At 66.3% G+C, this 16,243-nt stretch carries 14 protein-coding genes; 6 read left to right on the forward strand and 8 right to left on the reverse strand.

What is annotated here, in order from left to right; genetic code table 11:
- Window positions 1-20: 20 nt before the first annotated feature.
- Both orn and LK539_RS09345 read left to right on the forward strand, forming a co-directional pair.
- Entirely contained in the window at window positions 21-605 is a 585-nt protein-coding gene (gene orn / locus LK539_RS09340) for an oligoribonuclease (RefSeq protein WP_227800651.1), read from the forward strand.
- Between the two features lie 79 nt (window positions 606-684).
- Window positions 685-3,153 (forward strand): ATP-binding protein, encoded by a 2,469-nt coding sequence (locus LK539_RS09345; RefSeq protein WP_227800652.1) that lies wholly within the window; start codon window positions 685-687, stop codon window positions 3,151-3,153.
- A 16-nt stretch (window positions 3,154-3,169) separates the two neighbouring features.
- Here the strand turns inward: LK539_RS09345 and LK539_RS09350 are convergent, their stop codons facing one another.
- The 4 genes from LK539_RS09350 to LK539_RS09365 all read right to left on the reverse strand — a co-directional run bounded on the left by LK539_RS09350 (window position 3,170) and on the right by LK539_RS09365 (window position 6,946).
- Window positions 3,170-5,008, reverse strand: a complete 1,839-nt coding sequence (locus tag LK539_RS09350; RefSeq protein ID WP_227800653.1) for an erythromycin esterase family protein — start codon at window positions 5,006-5,008, stop codon at window positions 3,170-3,172.
- 30 nt (window positions 5,009-5,038) lie between these two features.
- Window positions 5,039-5,410 carry an excalibur calcium-binding domain-containing protein gene (locus LK539_RS24540; RefSeq protein ID WP_373889528.1) on the reverse strand — a complete coding sequence of 124 codons (372 nt, stop codon included), beginning with the start codon at window positions 5,408-5,410 and terminating at the stop codon, window positions 5,039-5,041.
- Between the two features lie 184 nt (window positions 5,411-5,594).
- Window positions 5,595-5,987: a VOC family protein gene (locus tag LK539_RS09360; RefSeq protein WP_227800654.1), complete on the reverse strand. Its 393-nt coding sequence runs from the start codon at window positions 5,985-5,987 to the stop codon at window positions 5,595-5,597.
- Between the two features lie 11 nt (window positions 5,988-5,998).
- On the reverse strand, window positions 5,999-6,946 hold the full coding sequence (locus LK539_RS09365; RefSeq protein WP_227800655.1) for an MBL fold metallo-hydrolase: 948 nt from the start codon (window positions 6,944-6,946) through the stop codon (window positions 5,999-6,001).
- 137 nt (window positions 6,947-7,083) lie between these two features.
- On the opposite strand from LK539_RS09365, the gene LK539_RS09370 reads away from it, so the two are divergent.
- Window positions 7,084-8,217, forward strand: a complete 1,134-nt coding sequence (locus LK539_RS09370) for an HPP family protein (RefSeq protein ID WP_227800656.1) — start codon at window positions 7,084-7,086, stop codon at window positions 8,215-8,217.
- Window positions 8,218-8,238: 21 nt separating this feature from the next.
- Here LK539_RS09370 and LK539_RS09375 read toward each other — a convergent pair whose 3' ends face one another.
- Both LK539_RS09375 and LK539_RS09380 read right to left on the reverse strand, forming a co-directional pair.
- Entirely contained in the window at window positions 8,239-8,931 is a 693-nt protein-coding gene (locus tag LK539_RS09375; RefSeq protein WP_227800657.1) for a UPF0149 family protein, read from the reverse strand.
- A gap of 97 nt (window positions 8,932-9,028) precedes the next feature.
- Window positions 9,029-10,069: an alpha/beta hydrolase gene (locus LK539_RS09380; RefSeq protein WP_227800658.1), complete on the reverse strand. Its 1,041-nt coding sequence runs from the start codon at window positions 10,067-10,069 to the stop codon at window positions 9,029-9,031.
- 166 nt (window positions 10,070-10,235) lie between these two features.
- Here LK539_RS09380 and LK539_RS09385 point away from each other — a divergent pair, with 166 nt between their 5' ends.
- The gene (locus LK539_RS09385) at window positions 10,236-11,243 is read left to right on the forward strand and encodes a serine/threonine protein kinase (protein WP_227800659.1); all 1,008 of its coding nucleotides are present in this window, start codon (window positions 10,236-10,238) and stop codon (window positions 11,241-11,243) included.
- Window positions 11,244-11,357: 114 nt separating this feature from the next.
- Window positions 11,358-13,676, forward strand: a complete 2,319-nt coding sequence (locus LK539_RS09390; protein WP_227800660.1) for a hypothetical protein — start codon at window positions 11,358-11,360, stop codon at window positions 13,674-13,676.
- 224 nt (window positions 13,677-13,900) lie between these two features.
- Here LK539_RS09390 and LK539_RS09395 read toward each other — a convergent pair whose 3' ends face one another.
- Window positions 13,901-14,293 (reverse strand): hypothetical protein, encoded by a 393-nt coding sequence (locus LK539_RS09395; protein ID WP_227800661.1) that lies wholly within the window; start codon window positions 14,291-14,293, stop codon window positions 13,901-13,903.
- Window positions 14,294-14,376: 83 nt separating this feature from the next.
- Window positions 14,377-15,426, reverse strand: coding sequence for a DUF475 domain-containing protein (locus tag LK539_RS09400; protein WP_227800662.1), 1,050 nt, complete (start codon window positions 15,424-15,426; stop codon window positions 14,377-14,379).
- A 168-nt stretch (window positions 15,427-15,594) separates the two neighbouring features.
- Between LK539_RS09400 and LK539_RS09405 the strand changes: the two genes are divergently transcribed.
- Entirely contained in the window at window positions 15,595-16,020 is a 426-nt protein-coding gene (locus LK539_RS09405; protein WP_227800663.1) for a divergent PAP2 family protein, read from the forward strand.
- The last annotated feature ends 223 nt before the right edge of the window (window positions 16,021-16,243 follow it).

The raw sequence follows: 16,243 nt of genomic DNA on the forward strand, positions 1-16,243 counted from the left end.
AAATAATCGAAGAGAGAATTATGTCACAAGCTACACAAACCGAAGGCCCAGGCGCGGCCGTGCGCCCGAACGAATTCAACCTGGTCTGGCTCGACATGGAAATGACTGGCCTGGATCCGGACAACGACCGCATCATCGAAGTTGCCGTGGTGGTCACCGATCCTGACCTGAACATCATCGCCGAAGGCCCGGTGTTTGCCATCCACCAGTCGGACGAGACCCTCGACAAGATGGACAACTGGAACAAGGGCACCCACGGCAAGTCGGGCCTGATCGACCGCGTCAAGGCGTCGACCGTGACCGAAGCCCAGGCCGAACTGGAACTGATCGCTTTCCTGAAGCAGTACGTCCCGGCGAACAAGTCGCCGATGTGCGGCAACTCGATCTGCCAGGACCGCCGCTTCATGGCGCGCGGCATGCCGAAGCTGGAAGCCTTTTTCCACTACCGTAACCTGGACGTGTCGACCCTGAAGGAACTGTGCCGCCGCTGGAAGCCCGAACTGGCTTCCGGTTTCAAGAAGCATCAAAAGCACACGGCACTGGCCGACATCGTCGAGTCGATCGAAGAGCTGCGCTACTACCGCGAGCACTTTATTAAGCTGTGATGCGCCAACTGTAATATTCGCGCTTCGCCTGTTTTGCAAAATTCACGACAGGCAATAAAAGGTGTGCGACAATCGGGCCATGGCCCCTCCCTCGCACACCGGATTCGACAGCGATGACGGCATGCGCATGCGCATCCGCCGTCATGACTGGTCACGGACCCCGCTCGGTCCGCGCGAGAGCTGGCCGCCGGCGCTGCGCACCGCCGTCGACATGATGCTGCACTCGGCCTTCCCCATGTTCATGGCCTGGGGGCCGGACCTGACCTTCCTCTACAACGACGCCTATGTGCCGCTGCTCGGGCAGAAGCACGGACGCGCGCTGGGCGAACGGTTTTCCGGCCTGTGGGCCGAGGTGTGGCAGGAGATGGTGCCGCTGATCGACCGCGCCCTGTCCGGCAAACCGGTGTACTTCGAGGACATGCCGATGACGGTGAACCGGCGCGGCTATCCGGAGCGCGCCACCTTCACCTTCTCGCATTCGCCCCTGATCGGCGAAGACGGCCAGGTCGCCGGCCTGTTCTGCACCGTGATGGAGACGACCCGCCGCGTCGCCGCCGAACGCCGCGCGGCCTTCGAGCTGACCGTGTCGGATGCGCTGCGTCCGCTGGCCTCGAGCGAAGAGGTGATCGCCACTGCCAGCGCGCTGCTGGGCGGCGAGCTGCAGGCGGGCAGGGTGGTGTACGCCGAGATGAACGCGTCGACCGAACGCTTCTCGGTGCCGCGCTGGTGGGCGCGCGACGGCCGGACCATGTCCCAGCCCAGCTTCAGCCTCGACGAATTCGGCCCGGCCGTGGGCGCCGCCCTGCGCGCCGGCGACGTGGTGCGCATCCACGACACCGCGCGCGACGTGCGCACCATGGGCTACCGCAGCGCCTACATCGCCGACCAGATCGGTTCCATGCTGGTGGTCCCGCTGGTGAAGTCGAACCGCCTCACGGCCTGCCTCGGGATCGACTGTCCCCAGGCGCGCCACTGGACTGACGAGGACGTGCAGCTGGCGCGCGACGTGGCCGAGCGCACCTGGGCGGCGACCGAGACCGCGCGCGCCCAGGCCGAGCTGCGCGCCGAACGCGACCGCAGCCGGCACCTGTTCGATACCATCGCCGAAGGCTTTGCGGTGTTCGACGCCGACTGGAACATCGTCGAGATGAATGCCGAAGGCCTGCGCCTGTGCCGCACTACGGCGGAGGAGGTCATCGGGCGCAACCACTGGGAAGTCTTCCCGCACACGGTCGACATGGATGCCGGCCGCATGTACCGCGAAGTGATGCGCACCCGGGTGGCGTCGGCCGCGATCTATTCGCACACCTTCGCGGACGGCCAGCGCATCTGGACCGAGGTGCGCGCCTACCCGATGCAGGATGGCTCGATCGCCTCGTTCTTCCGCGACATCACCGACCGCAAGCTGGCCGAGGAAAAGCTGATGGAGGCCGACCGTCGCAAGGACGAATTCCTGGCCATGCTGGCGCACGAGCTGCGCAACCCGCTGGCGCCGATCAGCGCCGCCGCCGAGCTGCTGCGCCTTGGCCGCCTGGATGAAGCCCGGCTGCGCCAGAGCAGCAACATCATCGGGCGCCAGGTGCGCCACATGACGCGCCTGGTGGACGATCTGCTGGACGTCTCGCGCGTCACGCGCGGCCTGATCACGCTCGAGCGCGCCCGGGTCGGCATGCGCGGCGTGGTGCAGGAAGCGGTCGAGCAGGTCAAGCCCGCGATGGATGCGCGGCACCAGAAATTGTCGGTGCACCTGCCGCCCTCGTGGGCCGTGGTCGAAGGCGACAAGGCGCGCCTGGTGCAGGTGGTGGCGAACGTGCTGGGCAACGCCACCAAGTACACGCCCGAAGACCGCGCCATCGACCTGCGCGCCGAGGCCAGGGGAGGCCTTCTTGTGATCAGCGTGCGCGACGAAGGCATCGGTATGGACCGCGAACTGACGGACCGGGTGTTCGACCTGTTCACCCAGGCCGAGCGCTCATCGGACCGCTCGCAGGGCGGCCTGGGACTGGGCCTGGCCCTGGTGCGCAACCTGGTCGAACTGCAGGGCGGGTCGGTCGGCTGCTCCAGCCCGGGGCTGGGCAAGGGCAGCACCTTCGTCATCACGCTGCCGCTGCTGGAGATGGAAGAGAGCGAACGCGAAACGGCGGCGGCCGGCACCCCATCCGCCGCGCACGGCGCGGCGCTGAAGGTGCTGGTCGTGGACGACAACGTCGATGCTGCCGAGACCCTCGGCCTGCTGCTGGCCGCCTACGGCCACGAAGTGGTGATCGAGCACGAACCGCTGCGCGCGATCGAGCGGGCGCGCAGCGTGGTGCCGGATGTCTGCCTGCTCGACATCGGCCTGCCCGGGATGGATGGCCGCGAACTGGCGCGGCGCCTGCGCGCGCTGCCGGAAACCGCGGCCAGCGTGCTGGTGGCGGTGACCGGCTACGGCCAGCAGCAGGACCGCGAGCAGGCCTTCGAAGCCGGCTTCCAGCACCACCTGGTCAAGCCGGTCGACTTCGATACGCTGGCGCGTTTGCTGGACGGCGTGCGCGCCGTGCCATGCTGACGGCTCACCTGCAAGGCTAGCGATACTGCGGCGGCGTCACGGTGTCGATGTAGAGCACGCCGTCATAGATGTTTGCCGGCACCAGCTGGACGGGATTGGTCCCCCATGTCCGTGCTTCAAGACTGGTGCGCAGCCACGCGGCGTCCGGATTGCCGTGCGGGCGGGAGAAATCAAGCAGGCTCATCTTGTAGCCGCCGTTGGCGAGGATCGCCTCGAAGGATTCCGCTGCGGGCGGCAGGATGCTGTAGACCTCCCTTTTGTTCGTGGCCCCGGCGCCGCGCCCCATGTATAGGCCCAGCGTGTACAGGTCGGAACGGCGCCGTTCCGCCAGCCAGGCGCCCATCGGCTTCCAGCTTCCGGTTTTCTCGGGCGCGTAGGCAATGTGCGCATTGTGGGCCCAGACGATCACTTTTCGCTTCGGATACAGTGTGTCGAGAACGAAATCCAGATTGTCCGCCATCGCGCGATCCCTGACCGAACTCACTTCCGCCATCGGCAGACCGTGCATGCGGACCAGGGCAATCCGCGAGCGCGCTTCCTGAATGGCGAGGTCGACCCATGTTGGATGATCCGTCAGATGCCCCAGCAAGCGTGCACGGTTTTGTTCCAGGGTTTGCAGCAAGCCTGTGTAATAGGCGAGCGCGCTGTCCCTGTTTTCCTTCTTGATGTTCTTCAGCGTCCCTTCATGCTGCAATAAGGCAGGCACAGCAGCCGGGTCGAGGATCTCGAGCATCGTGCGGAATCGGCCTGTCGTCGCGGCGAAGCTGCTGCCCGATTGGTTATCGAAACCGGTGAGACGCAGCGGACGGGGACTCGCCTGGGTTTGGCGGACATAATCGAACAGGGCCAGGACCTCGTCGGTATGCCAGACTCGGAATATGCAGTCCCGCATGGTTTTTTCCGCGCTTTCCTTCGCAGCCGTTTCGCCTGCCGCATCACACTGCGTCATCGGGCTTTCGAACGCAATCACGTCATAGCCGAGCTTTTCGTGAAGGAATTTGATCAGCCGCACTTTCATCCAATTGAATTCGGCGACGCCATGGCTGCTCTCGCCCAGCTGGATGACGCGTCGATCCCCGAGCACTGGGCCGAGAAAGGCGAGGTCGGAAAAGTCGTCGCTGAACAGGGAACGGATCGGATGGCGATGCGCCAGCACGTCGCGGCGCCAGGCAGCACGGACAGTCGGCACGGCCGTTGCTGGCAAGGCCAACTCGCTGTCCGCCAGCAAAGTTTGGGATGGCGCCGGCCGTGGCGGGATTGGCACATCCCGGCGGGCAGCAAGTGCCACTTTGCTTTCTCCGTCCACCACCAGCTTCAGGTCGGAGAACCAGGCGCTGCCGGTTCCTGTCAATAGGGTGCCAACCCGCACCATCTCCGCATTCGGCTCGACAGGCACGCGGATGCTGAAGTTGCGCCATTCCGAGTCGCCGCGCGCCCCATCTGCTTCGGAATTCTTGTAAGCGACGGTTTTCCCTCCCGCTCGCACGAGCATGAAGAAGCCGGCCCAGCCATCTTTTACCGCCTGGGTACGAATCCGTCCGGACAAGGTAAGGGCGCTGGCTCCCGCCGCAGCGACTCGCAGGTCATGGAAGAACGTGCCAAACTGCCCGCTTGGGCGGGACGCCGTCGCGCTCAGCTTCACGGCGCAGGGCGCTGGTGCCGCCGCATCGCACACCTGCTCGGCTGTATAGCCGTTCAGGCTGGTCAACCACAGCGCAGGGCCGCCTTGCTCCCGGTTCCAGTCGCGGAATTGCGAATTGCGGAGGGGGAGTTCCTGGGCGGCAGCTTGCAGGGTAGCGGTCAGCAGCACGGCAGCGAGTGCACGGGCGGCAAACGTTCTTTCACTAGTGGCCATGACAAACCTCGATGACTTGTTGAGAGCGGCTCAGCGCCGGCCGCGATACGGTTCGCAGCCGATCCCGTCCCCGTCCCGATCTAGGTGGGCGCCGTAACCGGGCTCGCCGATCCTGACCGGCGCGGCGCCGGCGGCGCGGGCTGCGGCGCAGTTGGCGAAGACAGCCTGGCTGCGGGCAGTTCCCGCCGCCGATCGCGCGGGGGCGATGTACTGGGAGGTCGCATACGCATCCGAGGCTGCCGGCGCCTTTGCGGGACTACGATGGCAGTGGTAATCACCGGTCTTGCGGTTGACGTGGCATCCGTCCGCGTTCAGGCCGCCTCCGTGCGCACCAGCCTGAAGAGAAAGTACAGATAAGGCCGCCATTCCCATGGCGCGAACCGCACATGCTTTCATGGACATCCCCGTTGTTTGTTGTTATTGCAAGTGTCGAGGCTAGCTAAAAAAGTGAGCTCGTGCAATATGCAAAGGGAACTGATGCGCGATTACGACATCGGCGGATTGAATGCGCCACGCATTGACGGGCGCGATTTTTGCAGGCAGCTTCCTGCCCCGGCGGAGCGGGGCAGGCGATGATGTGAAGCGCTTATTTCACCCGATATGTCGCGCACAGCTTGTTGCCGTCCGGGTCGCGCACATAGGCCAGGTGCATCGGTCCGAGGCTGCTTTCGCGCAGGCCCGGCGGCGCCTCGATCGAGGTGCCGCCGTTGGCGACGGCGACATCGTGGAACTCCTTGACCTGCTCGGGCGAGCTGCACTTGAAGCCGATGGTGCCGCCGTTGGCGGGCGTCGCCTGTTCGCCGTTGATCGGCTCGCTGATACCGAAGCTGCTGCCGTCGTGGCGGTAGAACACGCGCTTGTGGCCGGTCGACGCCTCGTTACGGAAGCCTTCGCCGGCACCCAGCACACCCAGCACGGCGTCGTAGAAGCGCTTCGCGCGTTCGATGTCGTTCGAGCCGACCATCACGTGATTCAGCATGGGTCGTCCTTTCAGCGCATCTGGGTGTAGTTGACCGGGATGTAGCGGTAACCCTTGCCCTCGGTACGCAGGTAACCCATGCCCGGGAACTGCAGGTGGGCGCCGCCGATCATGTAGCCGCCCTTGGCCGCGGCGTCGAACACTTTCTTGCGCGCGGCAGGGGCTGCCTTCTGGTCGTTGTCGAACTGGATCGTGACGTCCGGGTTTTCCATCTGGACCGCGGCTACGTGGATCAGGTCGCCGATCACGTGGAGCTTCTGGCCGCCGCTTTCCACCAGGTAGGTGGTGTGGCCCGGCGTGTGGGCGATTGCGGCCTGCGCGCGGATGCCCGGCACCAGTTCGACGTCGCCTTCGAAGGCCTTGAAGCGGCCGGCCTTGACGTAGGGGCCGAGTGCGGCCTGGGCGCCCTTGAAGCTGTCCTTGTCCTTGGACTTGTCCATATTCGCCTTGCTCAGCCAGTAGTCCGACTCGAGCTTGTTGGCGCGCACTACGGCTTTCGGGAACACGGCGGCCGAATTGTTGACCAAACCGCCCACGTGGTCGCCGTGGAAGTGGGTGATGTAGATTTCGTCGACCTGCTCCGGCTGGTAGCCGGCGGCCTTCATGTTGGCCACCAGCTTGCCCAGGGTCGGGCCGAAGAAGCTGCCGGCGCCGCTGTCGATCAGGATCAGCTTGCTGCCGGTGTTGACCAGGTAGGCGTTGTCGGAGGTCTCGACCGGCAGCTTCAGGTGGGCCTTGCTCAGCGTCTCGGTCGATTTCTTGACGTCCTGGGCCAGCAGGTCCTGCACCGGCAGGTCCACGGTGCCGTCGGACAGCGGAGTGATCTCGAACTGGCCGAGCATGATGCGGCTGTAGCCCGGGGCCGGGGTCTTCGCCATCGGGGCGCTGGCGTGGGCGGCGCCGGCGAAGCACACGGCGGCGACGAGGGCGGACAGGGTACGTTGTTGGATAGTGTTCATCGCAGGTCCTTGTTGTTGGTTCAATGCTTGCATATCCTACATGATTGCCGAGTGGAATGCTGACTGGCAGCCTGGAGGGAGGCGCACTCTCCAAAGCTGTGGTGTAATGGCAGGTTCCATTGTTGCATCTCGTTTCCATGTTCTTGTTTCTGTTTGAACGCTTGCGGCGCCTGCGTCCGGCCGGACCGACTTCGTTCACCCGCCAGGTCCCGGCCGCCGCCGGCGCCTTGCTGACGCTGTTACTCACCGGGCTGTCCAGCCGCGCCGTGCTCGGCCCGACCGCACTGCACGCGCTGCCCTACCTGATCGCCCCGATGGCTGCCTCGGCCGTGCTCCTGTTCTGCCTGCCGGCGGCGCCGCTGGCCCAGCCCTGGCCCGTCATCGGCGGCAACGTGGTGTCGGCGCTGGTCGGCGTGGCCTGCAGCCAGGGGCTCGATCCCTTGCTGGGGGCGCCGCTGGCCGGCGGCCTGGCAATCGCCGCGATGGCCTCGCTGCGCTGCCTGCATCCTCCCGGTGGTGCGGTGGCGGTGACGGCCGTGCTGGGCGGGGCGGCCGTGCACGACGTCGGGTACTGGTTCGTGCTGGCGCCAGTGGGACTCAATTCGGTGTTGATGGTGCTGGGCGCCGTGGCCTGGAACAAGCTGTCCGGCCACGCGTACCCGCACGTGCAGCCGGCCGTCCAGCCTCCCGAGCAGAAGGCCGGCTTCGCGCGCGAAGACCTGGATGCCGCGCTGGACAGCTACGGCGAGACGCTCGACGTCAGCCGCGACGACCTGGCCACGATCTTTGCCGAGACCGAGCAGCGCGCCGCCGAGCGGCGTGCGCGCCTGCACCATTGCGGCGAACTGGCGAAGCCTGTTCCGGCGACGCTGCGCCCGGAGATGCCGCTCGCAGCCGCGCGTGCGCTACTGGTGCAGCACGGCGTGCCGGCCCTGCCGGTGGTGGATGAGGCTGGCCGCCCGGTCGGGGTGCTGAGCATGTCGGGCCTGGTGGCAGCCGGCGGCAGCGCCAGCCGTCCCTTGCCGGCGCGGGCGCGCCGCGCGACGGCGCTGCTGTTCGGACACGATACGGTGCCAACGGTCGGCCAGCTGGTCGAGCCGGACTTCATGGCGGTGAAGGCAGCGGCGCCGGTGACGGCTTTGCTGGCGCGCTTCCACGAGGGTGCGCGCGAGGTGCTGGTGGTGGACGAAGAGGGCAGGCTGACCGGGATGGTGCAGCCGGGCGACCTGCTGGTGGGGCTGGATCTGGGATTGCAGGAATCGGCTGCTTGAGCAGCCGCTTCCGGTTGATGCTCAAGCGGCGTCGGCGCCGCAGCACTTCTTGTACTTCTTGCCGCTGCCGCAGGGGCAGTCGTCGTTGCGGCCGACCTTCGGCTCTTCGCGCTTGACGGTCTCGACCGCGCCTTTGCGCAGCGGCAGCCAGTAGCGGTAGATCGCCGGAATATTCGCTTCGATGTCGAGGGCCAGTTGGTGCGCCTTGTGCGGGTCTTCGACTTCCTTCAGTTCTTCTTCCTCGATCTCGTCGGCGCCCAGCAGGTAGATCGGGCGCATCAGCTCGGCCACTTCGGAATCCCAGATCGGGTCCCAGGCCCCCGGGCGCAGCTCCATGCCTTCCCAGAAACCCCAGCACCAGGCTTCGGCGTCGATCAGGGTGTCCTTGCCGACTTCGTGCTCGCAGAACAGCGGCTCGAATTCCTTCGGCGCGGCCTCGAAAGTGATCAGGACTTCGTTCATGAAGCGCATGATCAGGTTGACGATGCGCTGTTCTTCCTTGCTGTTCTTCCACTTTGGCGCCTGTTTGCCATCCTCGCCCCAGACCCGCGGCAGCCACTCGGCAGGCATGATGGTCTCCGGACCGATCGCGATCGCGGTCAGGAAGCCGTGCAGGGTGTCCATCGTCATCGCGTCCTCGGGGGAGCGGTCGGACAGCAGGAACTGGTCAAGTTCGTCGAATTCTTTTTCGGTGAGGGGCTCGTCGAGATGCATGGGTTGCTCTTGGTGCGTGTTGAAGGCGCCAGTGTAACGCCTGCGGGGCCGGACAGCATAGAAAACCTGCGATTGCACCGGCCCCGGGACTGCCGCCTTACTTCTTCGACGCAAACGCCTTCGTCAGCGCATCCGCCGCATACTGTTCCGCTTCCTTCGCCTTGGCCACCACCGCTCCCATGCCGAAGAACTCGTGCGTCACGCCGCTCCATTCACGGTACGCGACCGGCACGCCATCCTGCTTGAGCTTGTCCGCATACTGCTTGCCCTCGGTGAGCAGCGGATCGATCTCCGCTGCGACGATGGTCGCCGGGGGCAGGCCCTTGAGCGAGGCAGCCTTCATCGGCAGCGCGTACGGATTCTTCGGGTCGCCGCCATAGTGTTTGAAGAACCAGGCCATCATTGCCTTGTTGAGCGGCTTGGCGTTGGCGTTGCGCTTGTACGATGCGTTGCTCATGTCGTCGTTCACCACCGGATAGACCAGCAGCTGGTGCAGCGGCAGCTGGACCTTGCGGTCGCGCGCCATCATCGACACCACGGTTGCCAGGTTGCCGCCGGCCGACTCGCCGCCGACCGCGATGCGGGTCGGGTCGCCGTTGAAGTCGCGCGCATGGTCGATCGTCCACAGGTAGGCGGCGTAGGCGTCTTCCGGCGCGGTGGGGAATTTGTGCTCGGGCGCCTGGCGGTAATCGACCGACACCATGATGGCCTTGGCCATCTTGGCCAGGGCGCGCGGCGAGGCTTCGTACACCTTGGTGTCGGCGATCACGAAGCCGCCGCCGTGGAAGTACACCATCACCGGGAACGGGCCGGCTCCTTCTGGCGTGAAGACATGGACCGGGATGCTGCCGCCCTTGACCGCGACCGTCATCGTCTTCATTGTCACGCCCGGTTCCGGCGCGGTGCTCTTGCCCATCTGGCTCAAGACCTTCTTGACCGCATCCGCGGGCGTGGGCTGCTTGCGCGCCTCGGCAGGAGTGAGCTTTTCGATCGGCTTCGGGTCCAGCGACGCATGCGCGTCGAGCACCTTCTGCATGTCCGGGTCCGCCTGGGGCGGCTTGGGCGACTGGGCCTTCGCCACGTTCCAGACGAGGGCTGCGGCCATGGCCGTCAGTGCCAGCGGAATTGCTTTCTTCATATTCTTTTCCTCTGTGAAAGCCCGTATGCCGCGCAGGTTGCGCTCAGGTACGTGCCAAATCTGATAATTGCCTGCGCCATGCGAGCCGATCTGTACGCAAGCTCACCAAATCCGTCAAATTCGGCAGGCGTTAGGCGGGAACGCGGCGCCCCTTTACAATGGGCGGATGGAGAATCCGTCTTTGGAAGCAAACAGCCAGGCCCACCCGTTCGCACAGCTCGACCCGCAAACGGTGCTGGAAGCTGTCGAGAGCGTCGGCCTGTATGGCGACGGCCGCCTGCTGGCCCTGAACAGCTATGAAAACCGCGTCTACCAGGTCGGCCTGGAAGAGGGCGCGCCGGTGGTCGTCAAGTTCTACCGCCCCGCACGCTGGAGCGATGCCGCGATCCTCGAGGAGCACGCGTTTGTCGCCGAACTGGCGGAACGGGAAATCCCGGCGGTGCCGGCGAGCGTGATCGACGGCCGCAGCCTGCACGATTTCGCCGGCTACCGCTTCGCGGTGTTCCCGCGCCGCGGCGGGCGGGCGCCCGAACTGGGCGATTCCGCCACCCTGGAGTGGATCGGCCGCTTCATCGGCCGCATCCATGCCGTAGGCGGCACGCGGCCCTACCAGGCGCGGCCCGAACTCAACCCGCAGACCTTCGGGCGCGAGCCCTTCGACTACCTGCGCACCCACGATTTTCTGCCGCCCGAGCTGACGGCGACCTGGGCCAGCGTCGTGGAACAGGCCTTGGACGGCGTGGCGCGCTGCTACGAGCGCGCCGGCGAGCTGCCGCTGCTGCGCCTGCACGGCGACTGCCATGGCGGCAACGTGCTGTGGACCCCGGATGGCCCGCACTTCGTCGACTTCGACGACAGCCGCATGGGCCCGGCCGTGCAGGACCTGTGGATGCTGCTCTCGGGCGAGCGCCAGGAGATGGTGGGGCAGATGGCCGACGTGCTGGCCGGCTACGAGGATTTCTGCGACTTCCACCCGCGCCAGCTCTACCTGGTCGAAGCCCTGCGCACCCTGCGCCTGATTCACTACTCAAGCTGGCTGGCGATGCGCTGGGACGACCCGGCCTTCCCGGCGGCCTTCCCCTGGTTTAACACCCAGCGTTACTGGCAGGACCGCATCCTCGAACTGCGCGAGCAGGTGGCGCTGATGGACGAACCGCCGCTGTGGCCCGTGTGACGATGTTGAACGGTAGAATTGCCTTCGATTTGCCGTTCAGTTCGGCGTGACGCCAAGCATCGATTTGCCGGATAATCGGCAGAACGCGCACTGCGTCCGCCACTGAGAACGCCCATGGAACCCATCAAGCCCGAGCACGACGACACTGATTTCGCGATCGACCTCTCCCACGCCGGGAGCGCCGTGCCCGAGCCGCCAGGGCGCGCGCCCATGGAGATGCGCGAGATCCAGGAAGCCATTGCCCGGGTCGAGGCGGAAGCCAAGGCGAATGTAGCGGCCGAGAGCCGCGCCCATGCCGAGGCGCGCGCCCGTTCGCTGGCCGAGGAGCGCGCCGCCATGGACGCCGCCGCGACCGCGGCGGCCCTGGCCAGCGCCCAGGCCTCGGAAGAGGCGATCGCCGCCAACCGCGACCGGCTGGAGTCGCTGCGCGCCGCCGCCCAGGCATCGAACGAACGCCTGGAAGTGATCCGCCAGGAGACCGCCGAGCTGCGCGCCCGCGTCCAGCACGAGACCGAAACCCGCATGGCGGCCGAGTCGCGCGCCCGCCATGAAGAAGAAGCGCGCCGCCGCGCCGCCGCCCAGGTGGAAGCCCAGGCCGAGATGGCGGCCCAGGCCGCGCGCGCGGCCGAGGAGCTGCTGGCCCAGACCGAACAGGCGCGCCTGCAGGCGGCCGAGCGGATGGCGGCGGTGGAAGCGGCTAAGGAAGAAGTCCTGCACAACGCCAGCGCCGACGCGCGCGTGGCGATCCTGGCGCGCGAACGCGAGCGGGCCGAGCGCGCCGCCCGCCAGACCGCCGAGAAGCTGGCCGAGGCCGAGGCCGAGGCGCTGGAGCTGACCCAGCAGCGCGAACGCGCCGACCAGGTGGCGCTGGCGTCCGCCTTTGCGCGCGCCGCGGCTGAAGCGCGGGCGCTGGAAGAAGCGCGTGCGCTGGCCCACATCGAGCAGGAACGCGAGGCGATCGCCCTGGCCCAGGCCGAGTCCGAGCGCGTTGCGGCCCAGTCGCTGCGCATGCGCATGCAGACCGAAAAGGAATTGCGCGACGCCGCCACCCACCGCGAGCGCCTGGAACAGATGGCCGCCGCCGCCGCGGAAGCGCGGCGCGAAGCCGAGACCCGCATCCTGGCCGCGACCGAAGCGCGCATCGAAGCCGACCGCAAGCTGCGCGACGTGGCCGAGGAACGCGCCCGCGCCGAGGAAGAGGCGAGCACGCAAGTCCAGGCGCGTCTGGAAGCGGAGGCCGTGGCCGCCGAACGTGCGCGCGAGCGTGCCGTCGCCGATGCAGCCGCAACCGAGGCGGCGCTGCGCCAGGCCGAGCAGGAACAGCGCGAACGCGCGCTGGCGGAAGAACGCGCGGCGCTAGCGTCCCAGGCCGCCGCCGCCAAGGCCGAGGAGAACGTGCTGGCGGAAGCGGCGATGGCCTCAAGCCGCCAGCAGGCCGAGATCCAGCAGCAAGCCCTGGCGGCAGCCCGCCAGCGCGCCGAGCAGGCCGAGCGCGTGGTCCAGGCCGAGCGCGAGCGCGCAGCGGCCGAGGAAACGGCCGTGGCGCGGGAACAGGAACGCCTGCAGGCCGAGCAGGAACTGACCCAGGCCGCCCATGCACGCGAAGCGGCGGCGGGAGCGGCCGCTGCGCAGCTGCGCGAGCAGCGCGAGGCCGAGCGCCGCATGGAGGCCGCGCAGCAGGCCGCGCTCGAGGCCCAGCGCGCCCAGGCGCGCGCCGCCATCGAGGAAGCGGAACATGCCGAAGCGGCCGCCGCGGCCCAGCAGGCCCAGGCGCGCCGCGCCGCCGAGCTGGCCCAGGTGCAGGCCGACCGCGCCGAGGCCGAGCGCCGCCAAGCGGCCTTGATGGAGGCGTCGATCGCGGAAGAGCGGGCCGCCACCGAAGCGGCGCGCGAATCGCTGGCCCTGGTCGAGCGCAAGCTGGCCGCGCAGCGCCAGCAGGCGGCATCGGACGCGCGCGCCAACGAAGCCGCGGCCGCGCGCTTGGCGTCGGAACAGGCGGCGGCCCAGGCCGCCCAGGCGCGTGCCGCCGCCGAGGAAGAGCAGGCTAGATTGGCGCGCGAACGCGAAGCGCTGGAAGCAGCGGCGCTGCAGGCGGCGGTCGAAAAACGCGAAGCCCAGCGCGCCCTGCTCGAGCACGCCCAGCGTCACGCTGAAATGCAGCGCAAGGCGGCCGAGGCAACCCAGCGCATGGCGCAGGCGCGCCGGGAACTGGCCGAGCTGGAAGCGCAGCGCCACGACGAACAGTCGCAAGAGCTCGGGACGACCGAGCGCGCGATCGGCGAGCGCAAGGCGGAGGCCGAGCACCGGGTAGCGTCGGTGAACATCACACGCGAGGTGCTGGGCAGGTTCAAGCAGTCGCATCCGGCATCGGCGTCGCAGGCGGCGACCAGGTTGGCGGATGTGATTTTGAATCAGAGGAAGAGTGAGGAGTGATCCTCACGCGCTAACGGTGCGCGGACGAAGGTCAAATTGGGCTCCGGCCTTCGCCGGAGCGACGGTTTTGCAGTTAGCGCAGAGTAGAGGCGCTGCGTGATTCCACCAGTACCTTTTTCGCGTCATCCCGGCGCAGGCGGGAATCATGCCACTGGCATGATTCCCTCCAAGTTCGCCTGATATGCCGCGCATATCATTAGTACCACATTAATACGTCAAATGTCTCACTGCGGATTCGCCCCCACCGGATTCACCGGCCCCGCCGTGGCCTTGGTTGCAAAATATTCCGTCTCCCCGAAGCAGGTGGTCGGCACCCCAACGTGCTGCTCGTAGGTGATCTGCACGCGCTGCCCCATCGCCGTCTGCAGCTGCTTGACGACCGCGTCGTCGCGCACGGTGAAGGCGAAGCGCTCCGGGATTGCGCCCGGCATGCTCGACAGCAGGATCTCGCCCTCCCAGGTCTTGCACAGCCAGCCCTTTTTGGAAAACTTCTGCAGGTAGCCCGCGCGTTCGCCTTCCGAGTACGACCAGCTCAGCGTGAACCAGGTGTACAACGCGAACAGCACGATGATCGCGGCGAGGGCGGACAGGAGAAGGGCGGTGGCGCGTTTCGGCATGGTGATCTGGTGGTGTAGTTGTCAGGATGGCAGCGTCGCAGCCGCGCCCATTCTGCCACGGCTGGACAAAATAGCAAAATGACTCAGTCACCCAGGCCGGCTTCCCGGGCCTCCACACGGCGCCGGTAGCGCACCGACGACCACAGCGACACCAGGATGAAGGCGAGGCCCGACAGCCCGGTGAACCATTCCGGCACGTGGTAATGGACGCTCAGGAACATGATCAGGGCCAGGATGCCGATCGCGTAGTGGGCCCCGTGCTCAAGGTAGACGAATTCTTCCAGCGTGCCCTTGTAGACCAGGAACACCGTCATCGAGCGCACGAACATGGCGCCGATTGCCAGGCCCAGCATGATGATCACGACGTCGTTGGTGATGGCAAAGGCGCCGATCACACCGTCGAAACTGAACGAGGCGTCCAGCACTTCCAGGTAGAGGAAGCCGCCGATGCTGCCCTGGGCGATCATCTTGCCGACCGTCGGGTCTTCTTCCTCTTTTTCCAGCAGGCCGCTGAGCCATTGCACGCCAATATAGATGAGCACACCCGTGACGCCGGCGATCAGGACCGGCAGCTTGCGCGCGGGCGGCATCAGGTACATGGCGCCGCACACGGCCAGCAGGGTCAGCATGATGGCCAGCCCCTCGGTGCCGTACTTGCCCACCTTTTCCTCGATCCAGCCCAGCCAGTGCAATTCCTTTTCCTCGTCGAACAGGAAGTTCAGGAAGACCAGCATCAGGAAGGCCCCGCCGAAAGCGGCCACCTCGGCGTGCTTCTCGGTCAGGTGGCGCGAATATTCTGTCGGATTGTCGATTGCCATGTGCCAGACCTCGATCAGGCCAAGGCCGGTGGCGGCCGACACGATCACCAGCGGGAACAGCAGGCGCATGCCGAACACGGCGACCAGGATGCCGACCGTGAGGAAGAGCTTGCGCCAGAATTCGTTCCAGCCGCGCAGGACGGAGGCGTTGACCACCGCGTTGTCGAAAGAAAGCGACACTTCCAGCACGCCGAGCACGGCCGTGATCCAGAGGGCCTGCAACAGTCCCGCCATCCCGCGGTGCTCATAGCCCCACCAGCCCGCGAGGCCCATCAGGATGACCGTGACGCCGATCGACAACCGAAAATGCCGCATAAACTCTCCCTTGCCTGTCTAGTCTAGTTAAAGGAATATTAGCGTCCCAGGTGGTGTGGCGGCGCTACGGATGTCTCCGATTCACCCTTGTTTCTGTATCGACGATGCCTTGCATCTGAGATAATTCTGTCCGGCATCATTTTGCAACACTTTACCTGGATTTTGGACATGGATCTTGCATATCTTGTAACACCCGTGCTGACCTGGATGGTGGTCGGCCCGATCAAGTTCTTGATCACCAGCGTGCGCCAGCGCCGCCTGGCCTTCAACCTGGTTGGCAACGGCGGCTTCCCCAGCAACCACAGCTCGGTGGTCACCAGCATGGCTACCCTGATCGCATTGCGCGAGGGGATCGGCCACCCGGCCTTCGGGGTCGCCGTCACGCTCGCCTTCATCGTCATGATCGACGCCAACAGCCTGCGCCAGCACGTCGGCCGCCAGGCGGCTGCGATCAACCGGCTGGCCGTCGACACCGTCGGCCACATCGTCCTGCGCGAGCGCATGGGCCACACCCTGGTGGAGATCGGCGGCGGCATCCTGACCGGCATCGGCATGGGCTTCCTCATTCACGCCATCTTTGGAGCCGGCATCTAAGTGCTGAAATCCTGCGCGGGTGGACATGGCGGACGTCCGCCTGTCCGAAAACTGTCCGCGCAGTGTCCGAATCCGGGCACATTTCAGTCCGCCAGGAATGCAGCTCGTCGCGAAATACCGCATTTCATCCCTCGATTTCGGCAGTATGCAGAGTCGTCACTTGAAGTTGGTAGGGCACTAATCGATACTGCGCGCTGGCTGTCTATATTCGTATTTTTACAAG

The organism is Massilia sp. IC2-476, from assembly GCF_020707295.1.
Lineage (GTDB): Bacteria > Pseudomonadota > Gammaproteobacteria > Burkholderiales > Burkholderiaceae_D > Telluria.